The sequence below is a fragment of the Streptomyces aurantiacus genome, assembly GCF_001418335.1.
GTDB classification, from domain to species: domain Bacteria; phylum Actinomycetota; class Actinomycetes; order Streptomycetales; family Streptomycetaceae; genus Streptomyces; species Streptomyces aurantiacus.
The window spans coordinates 13,989-32,783 of the sequence record NZ_LIPP01000115.1 but is presented as its reverse complement, the minus strand read 5'-3'; the positions used below and the strand labels follow the sequence as shown (position 1 = coordinate 32,783).

16 protein-coding genes are annotated in these 18,795 nt (G+C 70.0%); 8 read left to right on the top strand and 8 right to left on the bottom strand.

Annotation, left to right across the window (positions count from 1 at the left end; all coding sequences use genetic code 11):
* Window positions 1–35 precede the first annotated feature (35 nt).
* Window positions 36–1,583 (bottom strand): sensor histidine kinase, encoded by a 1,548-nt coding sequence (locus tag AOK01_RS16710; protein ID WP_055512356.1) that lies wholly within the window; start codon window positions 1,581–1,583, stop codon window positions 36–38.
* Complete coding sequence (locus AOK01_RS16705) at window positions 1,570–2,250, bottom strand: response regulator transcription factor (RefSeq protein ID WP_055512354.1); 681 nt, start codon at window positions 2,248–2,250, stop codon at window positions 1,570–1,572. Before AOK01_RS16705 ends, AOK01_RS16710 begins: the two co-directional genes overlap by 14 nt.
* Window positions 2,251–2,378: 128 nt before the next feature.
* On the opposite strand from AOK01_RS16705, the gene AOK01_RS16700 reads away from it, so the two are divergent.
* Window positions 2,379–3,866 carry a glycosyltransferase family 39 protein gene (locus AOK01_RS16700; protein WP_055512352.1) on the top strand — a complete coding sequence of 496 codons (1,488 nt, stop codon included), beginning with the start codon at window positions 2,379–2,381 and terminating at the stop codon, window positions 3,864–3,866.
* A gap of 84 nt (window positions 3,867–3,950) precedes the next feature.
* On the opposite strand, the gene gad is transcribed toward AOK01_RS16700, so the two are convergent.
* A complete protein-coding gene (gad, locus tag AOK01_RS16695) occupies window positions 3,951–5,375 on the bottom strand; it encodes a glutamate decarboxylase (protein ID WP_055512350.1) in 1,425 nt (474 codons plus the stop codon).
* 261 nt (window positions 5,376–5,636) lie between these two features.
* Here gad and AOK01_RS16690 point away from each other — a divergent pair, with 261 nt between their 5' ends.
* Complete coding sequence (locus tag AOK01_RS16690; protein ID WP_055512348.1) at window positions 5,637–6,614, top strand: DedA family protein; 978 nt, start codon at window positions 5,637–5,639, stop codon at window positions 6,612–6,614.
* Between the two features lie 102 nt (window positions 6,615–6,716).
* Here AOK01_RS16690 and AOK01_RS16685 read toward each other — a convergent pair whose 3' ends face one another.
* Entirely contained in the window at window positions 6,717–8,375 is a 1,659-nt protein-coding gene (locus AOK01_RS16685) for a threonine/serine exporter family protein (protein ID WP_055512345.1), read from the bottom strand.
* Window positions 8,376–8,561: 186 nt separating this feature from the next.
* Window positions 8,562–9,053, bottom strand: coding sequence for an inorganic diphosphatase (locus AOK01_RS16680; RefSeq protein ID WP_055512344.1), 492 nt, complete (start codon window positions 9,051–9,053; stop codon window positions 8,562–8,564).
* Window positions 9,054–9,132: 79 nt separating this feature from the next.
* On the opposite strand from AOK01_RS16680, the gene dacB reads away from it, so the two are divergent.
* The 6 genes from dacB to folE all read left to right on the top strand — a co-directional run bounded on the left by dacB (window position 9,133) and on the right by folE (window position 16,998).
* Complete coding sequence (gene dacB, locus AOK01_RS16675; RefSeq protein ID WP_079103475.1) at window positions 9,133–10,743, top strand: D-alanyl-D-alanine carboxypeptidase/D-alanyl-D-alanine endopeptidase; 1,611 nt, start codon at window positions 9,133–9,135, stop codon at window positions 10,741–10,743.
* Between the two features lie 165 nt (window positions 10,744–10,908).
* Window positions 10,909–12,048 (top strand): zinc-dependent metalloprotease, encoded by a 1,140-nt coding sequence (locus tag AOK01_RS16670; RefSeq protein WP_055512340.1) that lies wholly within the window; start codon window positions 10,909–10,911, stop codon window positions 12,046–12,048.
* Window positions 12,049–12,221: 173 nt separating this feature from the next.
* Window positions 12,222–13,322: a tRNA lysidine(34) synthetase TilS gene (gene tilS, locus AOK01_RS16665; RefSeq protein ID WP_055512339.1), complete on the top strand. Its 1,101-nt coding sequence runs from the start codon at window positions 12,222–12,224 to the stop codon at window positions 13,320–13,322.
* Window positions 13,323–13,431: 109 nt separating this feature from the next.
* Window positions 13,432–13,992: a hypoxanthine phosphoribosyltransferase gene (gene hpt, locus AOK01_RS16660; RefSeq protein ID WP_055512337.1), complete on the top strand. Its 561-nt coding sequence runs from the start codon at window positions 13,432–13,434 to the stop codon at window positions 13,990–13,992.
* Window positions 13,993–14,206: 214 nt separating this feature from the next.
* Complete coding sequence (gene ftsH, locus AOK01_RS16655; RefSeq protein ID WP_055512334.1) at window positions 14,207–16,249, top strand: ATP-dependent zinc metalloprotease FtsH; 2,043 nt, start codon at window positions 14,207–14,209, stop codon at window positions 16,247–16,249.
* 143 nt (window positions 16,250–16,392) lie between these two features.
* Complete coding sequence (gene folE, locus AOK01_RS16650; protein WP_055512332.1) at window positions 16,393–16,998, top strand: GTP cyclohydrolase I FolE; 606 nt, start codon at window positions 16,393–16,395, stop codon at window positions 16,996–16,998.
* Between the two features lie 112 nt (window positions 16,999–17,110).
* Here the strand turns inward: folE and AOK01_RS16645 are convergent, their stop codons facing one another.
* From AOK01_RS16645 to folB, 3 genes are read right to left on the bottom strand one after another with little or no spacing between them, the layout of a single operon-like run.
* The gene (locus AOK01_RS16645) at window positions 17,111–17,596 is read right to left on the bottom strand and encodes a DUF3180 domain-containing protein (RefSeq protein WP_055512328.1); all 486 of its coding nucleotides are present in this window, start codon (window positions 17,594–17,596) and stop codon (window positions 17,111–17,113) included.
* Window positions 17,597–17,649: 53 nt separating this feature from the next.
* Window positions 17,650–18,258 (bottom strand): 2-amino-4-hydroxy-6-hydroxymethyldihydropteridine diphosphokinase, encoded by a 609-nt coding sequence (folK, locus tag AOK01_RS16640; RefSeq protein WP_055512326.1) that lies wholly within the window; start codon window positions 18,256–18,258, stop codon window positions 17,650–17,652.
* On the bottom strand, window positions 18,255–18,614 hold the full coding sequence (gene folB / locus AOK01_RS16635; protein ID WP_055512324.1) for a dihydroneopterin aldolase: 360 nt from the start codon (window positions 18,612–18,614) through the stop codon (window positions 18,255–18,257). The genes folK and folB overlap by 4 nt, the downstream gene beginning before the upstream one ends.
* Window positions 18,615–18,795: the final 181 nt, after the last annotated feature.

Sequence of the window (18,795 nt, the reverse complement as noted above, 5' to 3'; positions counted from 1 at the left end):
GTAACGGCGGGGACTGACAACGCCGGTGGAGCGTGTCATTTCTCGGCCGGGGCGGGGGCTCGTGGGAGGCGCAGCTCGAAGCATGCTCCGAGCGTTCGGGGGGTGAGGGTGAGGGTGCCTCGGTGGCGGTGGGCCAGGTCGCGGGCGATGGCGAGGCCCAGGCCGGTGCCTCCCTGGTCGCGGGAGCGGGCGTCGTCGAGGCGGACGAAGCGTTCGAAGATGCGCTCTGCGTCGGCGGTGGGTACGCCCGGTCCGTCGTCGTGCACGGTGAGGACGACCCAGGTGTCCTGGTTGCGGACGGTGATCTGGATGCGGTGTGTGGCGTGGCGGGTGGCGTTGTCGATGAGGTTGCGCAGCAGTCGTTCGTATTCGTCGGGGTTTCCGGGGGCTGGTGCGGGGGCGGTGCTGTCGCAGGTGAGGGTCAACGGTCGTTCGGTGACGGGGTATTGCTCGGTCAGGCGGGAGGCCAGGTCTGTCAGGTCGACGGTTTCGGGGCCGGTTGTGGGGGCTCGGGTGTCGAGGCGGGCGAGGAGCAGCAGGTCTTCGGCGAGGGCCTGGAGGCGGCGGGTCTGTCGTGCGGCGGTGGTGGCCGCGGCGGGCCAGTCGGTGCGTTCCGGGTAGGCGAGCGCGACTTCCAGGCTGGCCAGCAGTGTGGTGAGGGGGCTGCGGAGTTCGTGGGCGGCGTCCGCGACGAAGCGGCGCTGCTGGGCGGCGGCGTCGTCGAGGCGCTGGAGGGTGCTGTTGATGGTGGTGGCCAGGGCGGTGATCTCGTGTCCGGTGGCGGGGACGGTGACGCGTTCGCGGGGGTCGTTCGCGGTGACCGAGGCGGTGAGGACGCGGATGGCCTCGACCGGCCGCAGTGCGATGCGGACGGCGAAGTAGGCGACGGCGGCGATCAGTACGAGGCCTACGAGCCCGGCCTGCAGCAGCAGGCGGTCGGTGGCTTCGGTGATGGTCCCGGCGATGTCCTCGGCTGCGTGCGGGAGCACCACCACATAGACCCGCAGCTGAGCGTCGGCGGCGACACCCAGAGCGGCGACTGTGTCGCTGCTCAGTTCATCGGCCCTGACATCGTCGTACATGACCTGGTAGGTTCCGCCGTCCTTGCCGAACCGGTCCCCGGGTGCGGAGTCGGGGCGCTCCGGCAGGCGCACGGGACGGGTCGCATAGCCCCAGTCCGGCCCCTCGTCCGGTGGGGCGGGCAACTCGGCCTTCGGTGGGGCGGGCAGTACATGGCGGGTGCCGGGATCGAACTCCTCCATGCCTCCGCCGTAGGCGACGGCGGCGCGTCGGCCGGTCGCGACGATCTCATACGGCACGGTGCTTCGGCGAGCGGGAACCGCACCCTTCTCCAGCTGATCGACGAGAGCCAAGAACTGTCTCTCCGTCTGCCCTTGGGCGATCCCTGTGCTCTCGCGGTAGACGTCGTGGTGTACCCACCAGCCGATGCCGGCCAGGATGACGGCGGCGGTCGAGGCGGCGGCCAGGGCCGCGCGGGCTCGTACCGAACGAAGCCACGTACGAGGCCGGGTACGAGGCGACGTACGACGCCACCAGCGGCGTCGCGGCTCAGTCGCGTTCACGGTCGTCCACCAATCGGTAGCCGGTGCCCCGTACGGTCTGCAGGGACTGCCGGTGGAATGCGACGTCCACCTTCTTGCGCAGCGCGCTGACGCGCGCCTCCACGAGGTTGGGATCCAGGGCTTCGTCGGGCCATGCGTGGTAGAGCAGATCCGCTTTGGAGACCGCCTGGCCCGCCCGGCGGGCCAGCAGTTCAAGCACGGCGAACTCCCGGGGTGTGAGTTCCACCCGGGCCCCGGCCCGGCGGCAGACCCGGCCGGCGACGTCCAACGAGAGGTCGCCCACGGCCAGGACGGGCGGGGCGACCGTGGCGGCTCGTCTGACCAGGGCCCGCAGCCGTGCGACGAGCACCATGTACGAGAAGGGTTTGGCCAGGTAGTCGTCGGCCCCCGTGTCCAGGGCCTCCGCCTGGTCCCAGTCCCCGTCCTTCGCGGTGAGCACCAGAACGGGGGTCGCGTTGCCCTCCCGGCGCAACTGGGCGCACACCTTGTAGCCGTTGAGCCCGGGCAGCATCAAGTCCAGTACGACGAGGGCGTATTCGCCGGTCCGGGCCATCCACAGTCCCTGCCGGCCGTCATGGGCGAGGTCGACGCTGTAGCCCTCGGTGGTCAGACCGGTGTGCAGGGTGCGGGCAAGGTCCACCTCGTCTTCGACCACCAGGATGCGCATGCGGTGCAGCCTCGCACAGCGCAGAACCGCTTTCCTGACCGGCCGATCAGGTTGGATCAGCAACCGGTCAACGGGGTCCGGGCACGCTGGCGGCACGTCTTCGCCACCGCTGAAAGGCCCTGCCGCCGATGTCCGTTGCTGAACGTGGCCCCGCTGTGGCCAGGACGCTTCCCCCTGCCGTTTCCGTACCCGCCCGCCGGCCGTCACCGAGCCCGGCCGGAGCCGTTGTCGTCATCGCGCCCCTGTTGCTGACCATCGCTTCAGGGCTCTGGGGTATCCGCAGGAAGAACACCATGTGGGGGGACGAGTCCGTCACCTACGAGCTCGCGCACCGCGACCTTTCGCAGATATGGCGCACCGCCCAGCACGCCGATCTGGTCCATGCCCTCTACTACGCCGTGATGCACGAGATCTTCGGTCTCTTCGGCGGCGGGCTGCTGACGTTGCGGCTGCCGTCCGTGCTGGCGATGTCCGTGGCGGCGAGCGGAGTCGGGCTTCTGGGGCTGCGCCTGGCGGGACCCCGGGCCGGGCTGCTGGCCGGGCTGGTGTTTCCGCTCCTTCCCCAGGTACAGAAATACACGCAGGAAGGCCGCTCGTACGCCATGGTCTGCGCCCTGGTCGCCTGGGCCACGTATGCGCTCGTCGTCAGCGTCCCGCAGCGCGCCCGGTGGCGGTGGGCGGTCTACGGCTCCACCATGCTGCTGGCCTGTCTGCTGCACGAGTTCGCGGTCCTCGCCCTGGTCGCGCACGGCGTCACGCTGGCCGTCTCCCGTGTTCCACGACCGGTGCTGAAGGCGTGGAGTGTGACCGCGGCGGGCGTGGTGGCCGGGCTGTTGCCGCTGGCGATCCGCAGTGCGGGGCAGTCGGGGCAGGTGTCCTGGATCGACGGGCCGGTGCGGCTTCCCGGTGTCCTGGCTGTGGCGGCCGTGGGCGTGGTGTGTGCCTTCACGCCCCTGAAGGCGAGGGGACCCGTACGGCTCTCCGTGCTGGCCGTGCCGATCATTGTGCTACCGGGCCTTCTGCTGCTGATCGCCTCACTGGTCAAGCCTCTTTTCGTAGACCGGTATGTGCTCTACAGCAATATCGGGATCGCCTTGCTGCTGGGCGCCTGCATGGATCACTTGCACCGGCGGCAGCGGTCTTCCCGCATCGCGTGGATCGCGACGGTTGCCGTACTGGCCGCGCTCGTCCCGCCGGGCCTCTCGCTGGGCCTCTCCCTGAGGACGCCCGAGAGCCGGACCAATGACGCCACCGCCATCGGCGCCGCCGTACGCAAGGAAGGCCGTTCCGGCGACGGGCTGCTCTATCTCTCCGGCCAGCACCGGATCCTGACCGCGGCCGACCCCGAGGACACCCGTCTTCTGACGGATCTCGCCCTGGCACAGGATCCCGTTTCGTCGAACACGCTTGCGGGTGTCGAGCTTCCCGCCCAGGACATCGCGGCACGCATGCTGGAGTTCGACCGGATCGTCGCGGTCCGCGCGGCGCGCGCGCACACGCTGACCACCCCGCAGGAGAAAGCGAAGACGAACACCCTGCGACGCCACTTCCGCGAGTACGGAACAACCCATGTCAACGGAGCGCGAGTCACCGTCTACGTCCGGGACGACAACTGACGACAACTGACCACGACTGAGGAGTTCCCCGCCCGACAGTCGTCCTTCCCTCAGCGAGGGAACCGCCTCGGTGAGGGAACCGCCTCAGTGATGGAACCCGGTAGCCGCCCCCTTGTCCCGCGTCAGCGGCTGCGACTGCCGGCGTAGTTCCGGCAGCAGCCGTGCCAGGTCCTCGGTGAACAGCTGGGCGAGGTCGGACGAGAAGCCGTTGCGGCACACCACCCGGAGTACGGACAGGTCCTCGCGGTTGGCCGGGAAGGTGTACGCGGGCAGCAGCCAGCCCCGCTCCCTCATCCGCCGGGACACGTCGAAGACGTCGAACGCCGTGACGCCCGGAGCGGTGGTGAAGGCGAACACCGGCAACTGGTCGCCCCGCGTGAGGAGCCGGAAGTCCTCGAACGCCTCGATCCGTTCGGCGAGCCCCCGGGCGACGTCCCGCGTCGTCTGCTGGACGGCCCGGTAGCCCTCGCGGCCCAGCCGAAGGAACGTGTAGTACTGCGCCACGACCTGGGCTCCGGGGCGCGAGAAGTTCAGCGCGAAGGTCGGCATGTCGCCGCCCAGGTAGTTCACCCGGAAGACCAGCTCGTCCGGCAGCTCGGCCGCCGAGCGCCACAGCGCCCAGCCGACGCCCGGGTAGACCAGCCCGTACTTGTGTCCCGAGGTGTTGATGGAGGCGACGCGCGGCAGCCGGAAGTCCCAGACCAGGTCCTCGTCGACGAAGGGGGCGACCATCGCGCCGGACGCGCCGTCCACGTGGACGGGGATGTCCAGGCCCGTGCGCGCCTGCAACTCGTCCAGCGCGGCGCAGAGTTCGGCGATCGGCTCGTACGACCCGTCGAACGTGGAGCCGAGGACGCCGACGACACCGATGGTGTTCTCGTCGCAGAGCTCGGCGGCGGCCCCCGGGTCGAGGTGGAAGCGGTCGCCCTCCATGGGTACCTGGCGGGCCTCGACCTCCCAGAAGTTGCAGAACTTGTCCCAGCAGACCTGCACGTTGACACCCATGACGAGATTCGGGCGGGCCCCCCGACCCGGATACCGGTCCGCGTTCCGCTTGGTCCAGCGGCGCTTGAGGGCCATGCCCGCGAGCATGCACGCCTCGCTGGATCCCGTGGTCGAACAGCCGACGGCGGCGGCCGGGTCCGGCGCGTTCCACAAGTCGGCGAGCATCGCCACGCACCTGCGCTCCAGCTCCGCCGTGCGCGGATACTCGTCCTTGTCGATCATGTTCTTGTCCCGGCACTCGCCGAGCAGTACGTCGGCCTGGGGTTCCATCCAGGTGGTGACGAAGGTCGCGAGGTTGAGGCGGGAGTTCCCGTCCAGCATCAGCTCGTCGTGCACCAGCTGATACGCGGTGGAGGGCGCCAGCGGCCCGTCGGGCAGCCGGTGCTGGGGCGGGGCCTCGGTCATGCCGCCGACCGGATTCGCCTCCCCGTAGAAGGGATTGACGGTCGAGGGACGCTCATCGGCATCGTCGTCGGACTTCGCGGGGCCTTTGTGGAGCGGCACGGTGCCTCCGGTCCTCGGGGTCGGGTCAGGGGCGGGGTCCCCATGGCCCACACCATGGCCCACAGCTTTGTCCCAGTCGAGGCACAGTGCATCCTGTAGGAGCCGGTGGAACCTGGCCACGTCGTGGCACGTTGATAACTTTGGTCGGCCACACCTCAGCCCACCGCTGAATCCGCCACCCCCAGTCACCACCCCAATCACCACCCTCAGTCACCACCCCCAGCCATCAGCCTCAGACACCAGCCTCAGGAGCCCGGAATCGTGACGACGCTTGCCCTCGGCCCAAGCTGGTTGGATCCGGACTACCTGCTCGACTCGTTCGGTATCTGGGGCCTGCTCCTGATCGTCTTCGCCGAGTCGGGCCTGCTCATCGGCTTCTTCCTGCCGGGTGACTCGCTGCTGTTCACGGCGGGCATGCTGATCACCGCCAACACCCTGGACTTCCCGCTGTGGGGTGCCGTCGCCCTGATCTGCCTCGCCGCGATCCTCGGTGACCAGGCGGGCTACATGTTCGGCAAGAAGGTCGGCCCGTCGCTCTTCACCCGACCGGACTCCCGCCTCTTCAAGCAGGAGAACGTCGTCAAGGCGCACGAGTTCTTCGAGAAGTACGGCCCGAAGTCCCTGGTGCTGGCCCGTTTCGTGCCCATCGTGCGTACGTTCACGCCGATCATCGCCGGCGTCAGCGGCATGAAGTACCGCTCGTTCCTGATCTTCAACGTGATCGGCGGCGTCCTCTGGGGCGCCGGTGTCACGCTGCTCGGCTCCTGGCTCGGCAGCATCGAGTTCGTCCACACGAACATCGAGCCGATCCTGCTCCTGATCGTGTTCCTCTCGGTGGTCCCGATCATCATCGAGTTCCTGCGGGCCCGCGGTAAGTCCAAGAAGAACCCGCAGCCGGCGCAGCCCGAGCCGCACGGCGCCCACGTTCCTCCGGCGGGCCCCGCCATGGACGACAGGACGACCCAGCTCCGCCAGATCCCGGGGGCCCACCAGAACAGCCACGGCCACGGCCAGGACCAGGGCTACGGCGACCAGTACGACCAGTACGACCAGTACGGCAACCAGGGACAGCAGTACGGCTACGGCGACCAGGGCCAGGACTACTACCAGCAGCAGCCGTACGGCTCGGACCAGAACTACGGCCACCAGCAGAACGAGCCCTACGCACCCCAGTACCCCCAGCAGTACCAAGACGACCAGCAGCAGTACCCGTACGACCAGAACTACCCCCGCAACTGATCCGGCGCCCCTCAGAGGTGCCCTTTCAGGGGCGCGGGGAACTGCGCGACCAGCCCACGACGGCCGTCGGTCACACAACGACGGTCAGCCCCCAAAAAAACCTCAGAACCCGCGGGTGCGCTTCGCGGCCCGCCGAGCCGCCGCCGTAGCCCCCGGCAGCCGCAGGAACAGCCGTGAGATCTCCGACCCCAGGTTCATCCCGATCGCGATGGCCATCGCGAGCGCGGCCGCCTTGCTGAGCGACACCAGCCCCGCGTCGACGTCGTTCTCGGCGATCGCGAGCAGCCCGAAGTACGTGGCGGAACCGGGCAGCAGCGGCCCGATCGCGGCGGTCGTGTACGGCAGCGCCGAGGCGAACCGGTAGCGCGACATGAGCTGCCCGAACAGCCCCACGAGCCCGGCGGCCACGGCCGTCGAGGCGACCGGCGAGATCTCGCCCGCGTAGTGCATCGCGCCGTACACGCTCCACGCGACCCCGCCGTTGAGGGTCACGATCAGCACGGTGGAACGTTCCTGCTGGAGCAGGACCGCGAAGCTGACCGTCAGGAGCATCGACGCGGCGATCTGCCACCCCGGCCGCTCGGCGGACTCCAGGGCCGCGTCCGGGTTCAGCTCGGCGCCCAGCGTCACGCCGAAGTACAGGATCACGAGGACGCCGATGACGATGCCGACGTAGAAGTACATGACTTCCAGGAGCCGGGCCGCGGCGGTGATGTAGTAGCCGGTCAGCCCGTCCTGCACGCCGGCCACCAGCGCCCGTCCGGGCAGCAGCGCGAACAGCCCACCGGTGATCACCGCGGACGCGCGCACGTCGACGTGCGCGACCGTGAGCGCGGCACCCATCGCGGCGGCCGGCATCGCGGCCACCGTGAACTGGTAGAACTCCGGCAGTCCGCGCCCGGCGCACAGCCACGCCAGCCGGTCGCCCAGCATCGCGCCGACGACCGCCGCGACGAAGACGATCACGTCACCGCCGACGAGCACGGAGGCCGCGCCCGCGAGCAGCCCGGTGGCGACGGTCAGCACCCAGCCGCTGTACGGGTGCCGGTTGCGGCGGATCTCCGCGAGGCGCCGGTAGGCCTCCTCCAGGGAGATCTCGGTCTCGTCGTCGCTGATGTCGTCGACGAGTTGGTAGACGGCCGCCAGACGCGTGTAGTCGGTGCCCCGGCGCCGTACGGTCCGCGACGCGGTCACCGGATCGTCGACCAGCGACGGCTGGTACGAGATGGACAGCAGGGTGAAGGTGACGTTCGGCTCGCAGCGGTCGAGGCCGTAGGAACGGCAGACGGCGAACATCGCCGCGTCCACGTCCTCGGCGCCCTCCCCGCCCGCGAGCAGCAACTCGCCGATACGCAGGGTGAGGTCGAGGACGCGCGGCACGGCGGGACCCTCGTCCTCCGCCTTCTGCACGATGTCGGGCACCGGCCGATCGGCGACCGGCATGCGCAGCATCGTGCGCATCCGGTCCTGCCAGGGGGCGTCCCTGACGAGGTCGACCCGCGGTATGCCCGCCGGCGGGGTGAACGCGAGCGGCGCCTGCCTGGAGCGGTACGTCCTCGGAGAGCTGAACGCCGACCCCTCGGACTCGGCGACGGCCGGCGTCTGAGGGACGTCGAGGCCCTTGGGCAGGGCGAACTCGGACGTCGTCGACGGCTCCTCCTCGACGGGCGGGGCCTGCGCCACCACACCGTCCGGCGGAACGAAGGCGCTGCGTGCCTCGTCCGACTGCGGCTTACGGTCCTCGGCCTCCGGCTCAGTCACCCACAACTCCCGACACCACAGCTCCCGAAGCTCCCGAATCGCACCTCCAGTACGCCCAGCATGCCCAGTATGCGCACTTACATACGAACGGGCCGCGCGACCCGGTCGAGGTCACGCGGCCCGCAGCGCACAAGGAGGCCCAAGGAGATCCCAGGGACCCAGGGAGATCCCAGGGACCCGAGGAGATCAGTGACCGCCCGTCTCCTTGAAACGCTTGTACGACCGCTCGACCTCGGCCTCGGCGTCCGTACGGCCCACCCAGTTGGCGCCCTCGACGGACTTGCCCGGCTCCAGGTCCTTGTAGACCTCGAAGAAGTGCTGGATCTCCAGACGGTCGAACTCCGACACGTGGTGGATGTCCCGCAGGTGCTCCACACGCGGGTCGTGCGCGGGAACGCACAGCAGCTTGTCGTCGCCGCCGGCCTCGTCCGTCATACGGAACATCCCGATGGTGCGGCACTGGATGAGGCAGCCGGGGAAGGTCGGCTCGTCCAGGATGACCAGCGCGTCCAGCGGGTCGCCGTCCTCGCCGAGGGTGTTCTCGACGAAGCCGTAGTCGGCCGGGTAGCTGGTCGAGGTGAAGAGGCGACGGTCCAGACGGATCCGACCGGTCTCGTGGTCCACCTCGTACTTGTTCCGTGAACCCTTCGGAATCTCGATCGTGACGTCGAACTCCACCGGTGGCTCCTCCATGATCAACACATAGTTCTGGTGGTTAAGTGTCCCTCACGCAGGTGTGTGATCGCGAAAGGGGCTGGTGGTCGTGCCGGAGCTGAGGGCCTGGCGGGCCGCGAGACCGCATGTGGCGCGGGTCGCGCGATCCGTGAAACCGCGACTCGCACGGGCCGCGGAGGCCGTGCGGCCACCGCTCGCCAAGGCGGCACAAACCCTGAAGCCACCGCTCGCTCGGGCGACAGAAGTCGTGAAACCGCTGGTCAGGCGACCGTCGACCGTGCAGTTCACGACGGGCGCCGCCACCCTCGGACTCGTCGTGGCGGTCACCGTGGTCACCGCTGCCGGGCCCTGGGACTCCACCGGTCAGCGTACGGCGGAGCGCGACTGGGCCGCATCGCGGGAGCGCGCAGGTGGCGCAGATCACGGACTTGTGTCCGGTACGTCCGGAAAGGCGCCGGCACCCGCCCCCAGCGCCGTGTCCGTGCTCGCCGGCCTTGGCCGCTCCACGGGCTCGCCCCCCACGGAGAAGGCTCTGGCGGACGTCCTGGGACCGCTGCTCGACGACCCCTCGCTCGGTGCCGGCCGCGCGGGCGCCGTCGTCGACATGGCCACCGGCGAACGCCTGTACGGCAAGGGCGCGGACGACGCGCTGACCCCGGCCTCCACCACGAAGATCGCCACGGCCGTCGCGGCGCTCGGTGCCGTCGGCGGGGACCACCGCATCCCGACCAGGACCGTCCTCGAACCCGGCACCGAGGAGGTCATCCTCGTCGGCGGCGGCGATCCCACCCTGACCGCCCGCAAGGACGCGAACGGCAACGCGAGCCTGCGCTCCCTCGCCGACGACACGGCCCGCGCTCTGAAGTCCCGCAAGACCGCGGAGGTGACCCTCTCGTACGACACCTCGCTGTACGCGGGTTCCGCCGTGCACCCCATCGGCCCCAACACCAACCTCGCCCCGGTCACCGCCCTGATGGCCGACGAGGCCCGCCTCGACGACTCCTCCAGCGGCCCCGCCGACCGCGGCGCGGACCCGGCGGCCGACGCGGCGAAGAAGTTCGCGGAGCTGCTGAAGGACCGCGGCATCGAGACCACCGCGCCCGGCCCCTCCAAGGCGACCGACCGCGCCGAGCCCCTCGCCAAGGTGCAGTCCCCGCCGCTGTCCGCCTTGGTCGAACGCATGCTGACCAGCAGCGACAACGACATCGCCGAGGCCCTCGCCCGCCAGACCGCCCTCGCCTCCGGCGAACCGGCGAGCTTCGCGGGCGGCGCCGCGGCGACCGGCAAGGAGCTGAAGAAGCTCGGGCTGCCCCTCAAGGGCGCCCGGTTCGCGGACGGCAGCGGCCTGGACCGCGCGGACAAACTCACCGCGAACCTCCTCACGGCCCTGCTGGCCGAGGCCGCCGCCCCGGACCGCCCCGAACTCCGCCCGGTCCTCACCGGGCTCCCCGTCGCCGGCTTCACCGGCACCCTCAGCAAGCGCTACGCGGGCCGGCCGGGCACCGGCCTCGTACGCGCCAAGACAGGCACCCTGACCGGCGTCCACACGCTGGCGGGCACGGTCGTGGACAAGGACGGCCGCCTGCTGGCCTTCGCCTTCCTGACCTCGTCCACCCCACCCGCGAACCCCACGACCACCCAGCAGACCCTGGACCAACTGGCGTCAACCCTGGCGACCTGCGGCTGCGACTGAAGATTTCCGGTCCTGGCTCGGGCGCGCCCCTTGAGGGGCAGCGCCCCGTAAGGGGCGCGGGGAACTGCGCGCCCGGCCACAGCGCACCCGCGGACGATCGACAAAGGGGGCACCCCCACCGTCCACCCCTGCCCCAAGCGGCAGCGCTCACGTACGGTTGACTGCATGACGAGCATCGGTGGTGCCGAGATGGTCGACTGGAATCTCGCGGTGGCGACCGCGACCCGGCTCGTACGGCCGGGCCCAGAGGTGAGCCGCGACGAGGCCAGGGCCGTCGTCGCCGAGCTGCGCCGGCATGCGAAGGCGTCGGAGGAACACGTCCGCGGCTTCACGCGGATGGGCGGGGACGATCTCCACGACACCCCCATCCTCGTCGTCGACCGGCCGGGCTGGGTCCGGGCGAACGTCGCCGGGTTCCGGGAGATCCTCAAACCGCTGCTCGACAAGATGCAGGAACGTCGCGGCAGCACTCCCGGCGGAGCCGTCCTCGGCGCCGTCGGCGGCAAGGTCACCGGCGTCGAGCTGGGCATGCTGCTGTCCTTCCTGTCCTCCAGGGTCCTCGGCCAGTACGAGACGTTCGCCCCCGCCACCCGGGACCTCCCGGCCGGCGGCCCCCCGGGTTCGCCGAACGGCGGCGGCAGGCTGCTCCTGGTGGCGCCGAACATCGTGCACGTGGAGCGCGAACTCGACGTCCAGCCCCACGACTTCAGGCTCTGGGTCTGCCTCCACGAGGAGACCCACCGCACGCAGTTCACGGCCGTGCCCTGGCTGCGCGACCACCTTGAGGGCGAAATCCAGTCTTTCCTGGGAGAGACCGAGGTCGACCCCATGACCGTCCTGGAGCGCGTCCGCGAGGCCGCCCAGTCCCTCGCCGGCAGCCGCCCCGAGGGCGAGGAGGGCGACGAGGCACGCTCCATCGTCGAGATCGTGCAGACCCCCGCCCAGCGCGAGATCCTCGGCCGGCTCACCGCCGTGATGTCCCTCCTGGAGGGCCACGCCGACTTCGTGATGGACGGTGTCGGCCCGGCCGTGGTCCCGTCCGTCGCCGAGATCCGGGAGAAGTTCCAGCAGCGGCGCGCCCGCGGCGCCTCCCGCCTCGACCTCGCCCTGCGCAAGCTGCTGGGCCTCGACGCGAAGCTGCGCCAGTACCGGGACGGCGAGCGGTTCGTCCGCGCCGTCGTGGACGAAGTGGGCATGGACGGCTTCAACCGCGTATGGACCTCGCCGAACACGCTCCCCACCAAGTCGGAGATCGCCAAACCGGCGGACTGGGTCGCGCGGGTGCACCGCAAGACGGAGTCGTGAACTGAATCCGGCCGACGGCAGGTGAGCGCCCCTCCAATCACCCGTCCGAGGGACCGTGGGGCATGGGTAGGCGTGCAATGCTCAGGGAACGGCCCGGTTCTGTCACCATCAACACACTCTGAGTGACCGAACCTCGGGCTCACCCCCCGACAATTTCATGAAGGGAACCGGACATGGGTCCCCATCCTGCGGTCGCGGCGATACGCCTGGCGGTCCGCCGCGTACTTCACGACATCCTCACCGATCACGCCCCCGACCACCTCCTCGATCGTGCGTCCGACCGGGAGCGCACCGCCGGTCGCGCGTCCGGCCGTGACCGCGCTCCCGACAGCGTCCCCGGCGGGCCCTCGCGCGCGCCGCTCGTGCTGGTCGCGTGCTCGGGCGGCGCCGACTCCATGGCGCTCGCCTCCGCCCTCGCCTTCGAGGCGCCCAAGCTGGGCATCCGCGCCGGCGGCGTCACGGTCGACCACGGACTGCAGCCCGGGTCCGGCCTGCGCGCCGACGAGGTCGTCCTGCGGCTCACCGAACTGGGACTGGCCCCCGCCGAGTCCGTCGTGGTCAGCGTCGGCCGCGACGGCGGCCCCGAAGCCGCCGCCCGCGACGCCCGGTACACCGCTCTGGACGCCGCCGCCGAGCGGCACGGCGCCGCCGCGGTCCTGCTCGGCCACACCCGCGACGACCAGGCCGAAACCGTCCTGCTCGGCCTCGCCCGCGGCTCCGGGACCCGCTCCCTGTCCGGCATGGCAGCCGTCTCCGGAGGGCAGGGCGCGGATCGCCGCTACCGCCGTCCGTTCCTGCACCTGGACCGGCAGACCGCCCGCAAGGCCTGCATGGTCCAGTCGCTGCCCGTCTGGGACGACCCGCACAACGCCGACCCCGCGTACACCCGTTCCCGGCTGCGCCACGAGGGGCTGCCCGCGCTGGAGAAGGCGCTCGGCAAGGGCGTCGTCGAGGCACTCGCCCGTACGGCCCAGCTGTCCCGTGACGACGCCGACGCGCTCGACGCGTGGGCCGGCCGGGCCGAGGCCTCCGTGCGCGACGCTGCGGGCCTCCTGGAGTGCGCCAAGCTGTACGCCCTGCCGCCCGCCGTGCGCCGCCGCATCCTGCGCCGCGCCGCCATCGAGGCGGGGGCGCCCGCCGGTTCGCTGTTCGCCCGGCACATCGAGGAGATCGACCGGCTGATCACCGGCTGGCGCGGCCAGGGAGCCATCAACCTGCCGGGCAAGGTCGTCGCCCAGCGGCAGGGTGGCAGACTGGTGATTCGGCAAGGCTGAAGAAGAGTCGCCCTTCCGGGCGGCGACTCCCCCGGAGGGCAACCCCTTCGGGGAGCGGCCCCTCCAGCGGAGGGCCGTCGCGAAGCAGCCGGTGGGACGACCGAAAGTGATGCGGGTGGACGCGAAAGACCTGGGCACCGACCTCCAGTCGGTGCTCATCACCAAGGAAGAGATCGACGCGAAGCTGATCGAGCTGGCCGCGAAGATCGACGCGGAGTACGCGGACAAGGACCTGCTGATCGTCGGTGTCCTCAAGGGCGCCGTGATGGTCATGGCGGACCTGGCCCGGGCCCTGTCCACCCCCGTCACCATGGACTGGATGGCCGTCTCCTCGTACGGCGCGGGCACCCAGTCCTCCGGAGTGGTGCGGATCCTCAAGGACCTCGACACCGACATCAAGGGCAGGCACGTCCTGATCGTCGAGGACATCATCGACTCCGGTCTGACGCTGTCCTGGCTGATCTCCAACCTCGGCTCCCGCGAGCCCGCGTCCCTCAAGGTGTGCACGCTGCTGCGCAAGCCCGAGGCCGCGAAGGTCGCGATCGACGTGGAGTGGGTCGGCTTCGACATCCCGAACGAATTCGTCATCGGGTACGGCCTCGACTACGCGGAGAAGTACCGGAACCTGCCGTTCGTCGGTACGCTCGCGCCCCATGTCTACGGCGGCTGAGGCACCCTGGACGGGTGACACCCCGCCCGGCGGGGTCCGACCCCGGTAGGACGGCCGGGAACCCCAGCGGGGTTCGCGCCGTTGGAGCATACGTGGACGGGGTCTGTCAGCCGGACCGTGCGGCTTCGGGTGACAATGCTGAGGTACCGTCCGAAGAACAGTCTTAATCAAACTCACTATGGCAGGAGGGACGGGGCGACACCGCTCCGTATGGATGGACGTGAAGCGATACTTCCGTGGGCCGGTCATGTGGATCGTGCTGGCCGTCCTTGCCGTGGTCGTGTTGATGCAGGTCGTCGGCTCGTCCGGCGGCTACAAGACGGTGGACACCGGCCAGGTCGTCCAGGCGATCAGTGACAACAAGGTCAAACAGGCCAAGATCACCACTGGCGACGAGCAGATCATCAAAGCCGAGCTCAAAGACGGCGAAAAGATCGAGGGCAGCTCGAAGATCCAGGCGAGCTACATCGGCGACCAGGGTGTGAACCTGGCCACCACCCTCCAGGACAAGTACCAGAACAAGCAGATTCCGGACGGCTATACGGTCTCGCCGACCAAGCAGAACGCCTTCGTCGGCATCCTGCTGTCCCTGCTTCCCTTCGTCCTCATCGTCGTCGTCTTCCTGTTCCTGATGAATCAGATGCAGGGCGGCGGCTCCCGGGTCATGCAGTTCGGGAAGTCCAAGGCGAAGCTCATCACCAAGGACACCCCGAAGACGACGTTCGCCGACGTGGCGGGCGCGGACGAGGCGGTCGAGGAACTCCACGAGATCAAGGAGTTCCTCCAGGAGCCGGCGAAGTTCCAGGCCGTCGGCGCCAAGATCCCCAAGGGCGTCCTCCTGTACGGGCCTCCCGGTACGGGCAAGACGCTGCTCGCACGCGCCGTCGCGGGCGAGGCGGGCGTTCCCTTCTACTCGATCTCCGGTTCCGACTTCGTCGAGATGTTCGTCGGTGTCGGTGCCTCCCGAGTCCGTGACCTGTTCGAGCAGGCCAAGGCGAACGCCCCGGCGATCGTCTTCGTGGACGAGATCGACGCGGTCGGCCGCCATCGCGGCGCCGGCCTCGGCGGCGGTCACGACGAGCGCGAGCAGACGCTGAACCAGCTGCTCGTCGAGATGGACGGCTTCGACGTGAAGGGCGGCGTGATTCTCATCGCCGCCACGAACCGCCCGGACATCCTCGACCCGGCCCTCCTGCGCCCCGGCCGCTTCGACCGCCAGATCGCGGTCGATCGCCCGGACATGCAGGGCCGTCTGGAGATCCTCAAGGTCCACCAGAAGGGCAAGCCGGTCGCGCCGGACGTCGACCTGTCGGCCGTCGCGCGTCGTACGCCCGGCTTCACGGGCGCGGACCTGTCGAACGTGCTGAACGAAGCTGCGCTGCTCACCGCGCGCAACAACGGGAAGCTGGTCGACAACGAGATGCTCGACGAGGCGATCGACCGTGTGGTCGCGGGCCCGCAGAAGCGGACCCGGATCATGTCGGACAAGGAGAAGAAGATCACCGCGTACCACGAGGGCGGACACGCCCTGGTCGCGGCGGCCTCACCGAACTCCGATCCGGTCCACAAGATCACGATCCTCTCCAGAGGCCGTGCTCTCGGCTACACGATGGTCCTGCCGGACGAGGACAGGTACTCCACGACCCGCAACGAGATGCTCGACCAGCTGGCATACATGCTGGGCGGGCGCGCGGCCGAGGAGCTCGTCTTCCACGACCCGACCACGGGTGCCGCGAACGACATCGAGAAGGCCACCACCACGGCCCGCGCGATGGTCACGCAGTACGGCATGACCGAGCGCCTCGGCGCCATCAAGTTCGGCGGCGACAACACCGAGCCCTTCCTGGGCCGGGAGATGTCGCACCCGCGCGACTACTCGGAAGAGGTCGCCGCGCTCGTCGACGAAGAGGTCAAGAAGCTCATCGAGAACGCGCACAACGAGGCCTGGGAAATCCTGGTCGAGAACCGCGACGTCCTCGACGCGCTGGTGCTCCAGCTGCTGGAGAAGGAGACGCTGAGCAAGGAGCAGATCGCCGAGGTCTTCGCTCCCCTCATCAAGCGTCCGGCCCGCCCCGCGTGGACCGGCTCCTCCCGCCGCACGCCGTCCACCCGCCCGCCGGTGCTCTCCCCCAGGGAGCTGTCACTGACGAACGGTGCGAACGGTTCGAGCCCCGCGATCACCGCGAGCGCCAACACCTCCAAGGAGGCGCTCCCGGCGACCGAGACGGCTCCCGAGGACCGCACCACCGAGAGCTGACAACCCGGCTCCCGGCGGCCTCACCAGGCCCGGAATGAATGCCGTGCCCCCCAGGTTCTAGCCTGGGGGGCACGGCATCTTCGTATGCCCGGTTGCGAGACGCGCGGTCCACGCGTGTGTGAGGCACAGAAACGAGGCACCAGATGACCGACCCCGTGATGCTGGACGGCGAGGGCACGATCGGCGAGTTCGACGAGAAGCGCGCCGAGAACGCCGTACGGGAACTGCTGATCGCGGTCGGCGAGGACCCGGACCGCGAGGGACTGCGGGAGACGCCGGGGCGGGTGGCCCGGGCGTACCAGGAGATCTTCGCGGGGCTGCGGCAGACGGCCGAGGACGTCCTGACGACGACGTTCGACCTGGGCCACGACGAGATGGTCCTGGTGAAGGACATCGAAGTGTTCTCCACCTGTGAACACCACCTCGTGCCCTTCCGGGGCGTCGCGCACGTCGGCTACATCCCGAGCACGTCCGGCAAGATCACGGGGCTGTCCAAGCTCGCCCGGCTCGTGGACGTCTACGCCCGCAGGCCGCAGGTGCAGGAACGACTCACCACGCAGATCGCCGAGTCGCTGATGGAGATCCTGGAGCCGCGCGGCGTGATCGTCGTGGTGGAGTGCGAGCACATGTGCATGTCGATGCGCGGCATTCGCAAGCCGGGGGCCAAGACCATAACGTCGGCGGTTCGCGGGCAGTTGCGGGATGCGGCTACGCGTGCGGAGGCTATGAGCCTCATCATGGCGCGGTGACGCTCCGCTGAGAGCGGGGAAATATGCGTTGCCTGTGGGTATGTGCGGGTCTGCCGTGGCTGGGCGCGCAGTTCCCCGCGCCCCTGACGGGGCGCGGCCCCCCTCGTAGGGCCTATGCCGCTGCTGTTGTTTCGCCGTTGGTGTCGTCGTCTTCCGGGAGTTTGCAGACGCGTTCCAGGAAGAAGGCCGCCGCTATGACGGCGAGGCCCGCCAGGACCGAGAAGCCGGCGTAGATGGCCTGGTCGCGGCGGGCGGGGATGTCCAGGGATTCCAGGAGGAAGGCGCCCGTGCCGCCGTACATCCCGGCGACGAGGGCGGCGACCAGGGCGCTGGCCTGGCCGAAAACCACCGCGCGGGCGGCCATCATGGGGTCGACCCCCTTGGCGCCGGGGCGGCGCTCGCGCTGGGCCTTCAGACGGGTCCGCAGGGAGAGCGCCGTGGCCAGCAGGACCGCGGCGATCAGAGCCAGGACGATGGGCGCCGCCAGGGGCACCCGGGGAAGCGTCCCCACCGAGTTCCACAGGCGGGCACCTGCCCACGACAGCACCCCGGCGACGAGGAACACCGCGGCCAGCGTCCTGATGCGCAGCTCTTTCACTCAGTTCCTCTCGCGATTGCGTGTCCTGTCCGTGTGCGTCTTGACCTTAACGACTACTCGGGCAGCTGGAGTTCCAGGTCGGCCCGGGGCGCGACACCGTCGCGGGAGACCGCGTCGAGCAGCTGCGCCACGAGGCCGTGACCGGGCAGCTGGGCCTCGGGCTCCACGTCGTTCCAGGGGGCCAGGACGAAGGCCCGCTCGTGGGCGCGCGGGTGGGGGAGGGTGAGGGTCGGATCGTCCGAGACCTCGTCCGCGTACGCCACGATGTCGACGTCGATCGTGCGCGGGCCCCAGCGCTCGTCCCGTACGCGGTGGAAGGCCTCCTCGACCGCGTGGGCCCGCTCCAGGAGCGAGGAGGGCGGCAGGGTCGTCCTCAGCACGATCACCGCGTTGAAGTACGACGGCTGGCTGTCGGGACGCACGCCCCACGGCTCCGTCTCGTACACCGGGGAGACCGCCTTGACGCGGACGCCGGGGGTGTCCTCCAGGGCGTCGATGGCGCCCTGGATGGTCTCCAGGCGGTTGCCGAGATTCGAGCCGAGGGCGATCACGGCCCGCTGCGGGTTCTGCAGGGTCGAGTCGGCGGCGTCCACCTGACGCACCACGGAGGCGGGGACCGGCTGGACGGTCGGGTCGCTCTGGCCCTCGGTGAACGCGGTCATACTCGGCTCCGGGTGATGGTGACGGTCACGTCGTCGAAGGGGACCGTGATCGGGGCGTCCGGCTTGTGGACGCACACCTCGACCTCCTGGACCCCGTCGTGTTTCAGACAGGTCCGGGCGATGAGCTCGGCGAGGGTCTCGATGAGGTTCACCGGCTCGCCCTGGACGACGGCCACGACCTCCTCCGCCACGATGCCGTAGTGCACGGTCTTCGTGAGGTCGTCGTCGGCCGCGGCGGGCCGGATGTCCAGGCCCAGCGTGATGTCCACGATGAAGGTCTGGCCCTCTTCGCGTTCCTTGGGGAAGACACCGTGGTGACCACGGGCCCTGAGGCCGCGCAGCGCGACACGATCCACGCGAATCACTCCTGCAATCGTCGGTGAGGGCCGGTCCCACGGTGCGGGCGGTACACCGGCCTCGAACGAATCTACCTGCGGGCACTGACACGGCCGGGCCACGGGGCCCCGTGTCCACGCGGCGGCCGGGCGGGTGCACCGGCTGTGCTCCGGCAGGACACTCGGTGTACACCGGGCACGC

Coding starts and splice junctions, on each gene's coding strand:
- AOK01_RS16670 (WP_055512340.1), top strand. CDS start 10,909: ATGACGAGCATCGGTGGTGCCGAGATGGTCGACTGGAATCTCGCGGTG.
- AOK01_RS16705 (WP_055512354.1), bottom strand. CDS start 2,250: ATGCGCATCCTGGTGGTCGAAGACGAGGTGGACCTTGCCCGCACCCTG.
- AOK01_RS16700 (WP_055512352.1), top strand. CDS start 2,379: ATGTCCGTTGCTGAACGTGGCCCCGCTGTGGCCAGGACGCTTCCCCCT.
- folK (WP_055512326.1), bottom strand. CDS start 18,258: ATGACCGCGTTCACCGAGGGCCAGAGCGACCCGACCGTCCAGCCGGTC.
- hpt (WP_055512337.1), top strand. CDS start 13,432: ATGCGGGTGGACGCGAAAGACCTGGGCACCGACCTCCAGTCGGTGCTC.
- ftsH (WP_055512334.1), top strand. CDS start 14,207: ATGGACGTGAAGCGATACTTCCGTGGGCCGGTCATGTGGATCGTGCTG.
- folE (WP_055512332.1), top strand. CDS start 16,393: ATGACCGACCCCGTGATGCTGGACGGCGAGGGCACGATCGGCGAGTTC.
- tilS (WP_055512339.1), top strand. CDS start 12,222: ATGGGTCCCCATCCTGCGGTCGCGGCGATACGCCTGGCGGTCCGCCGC.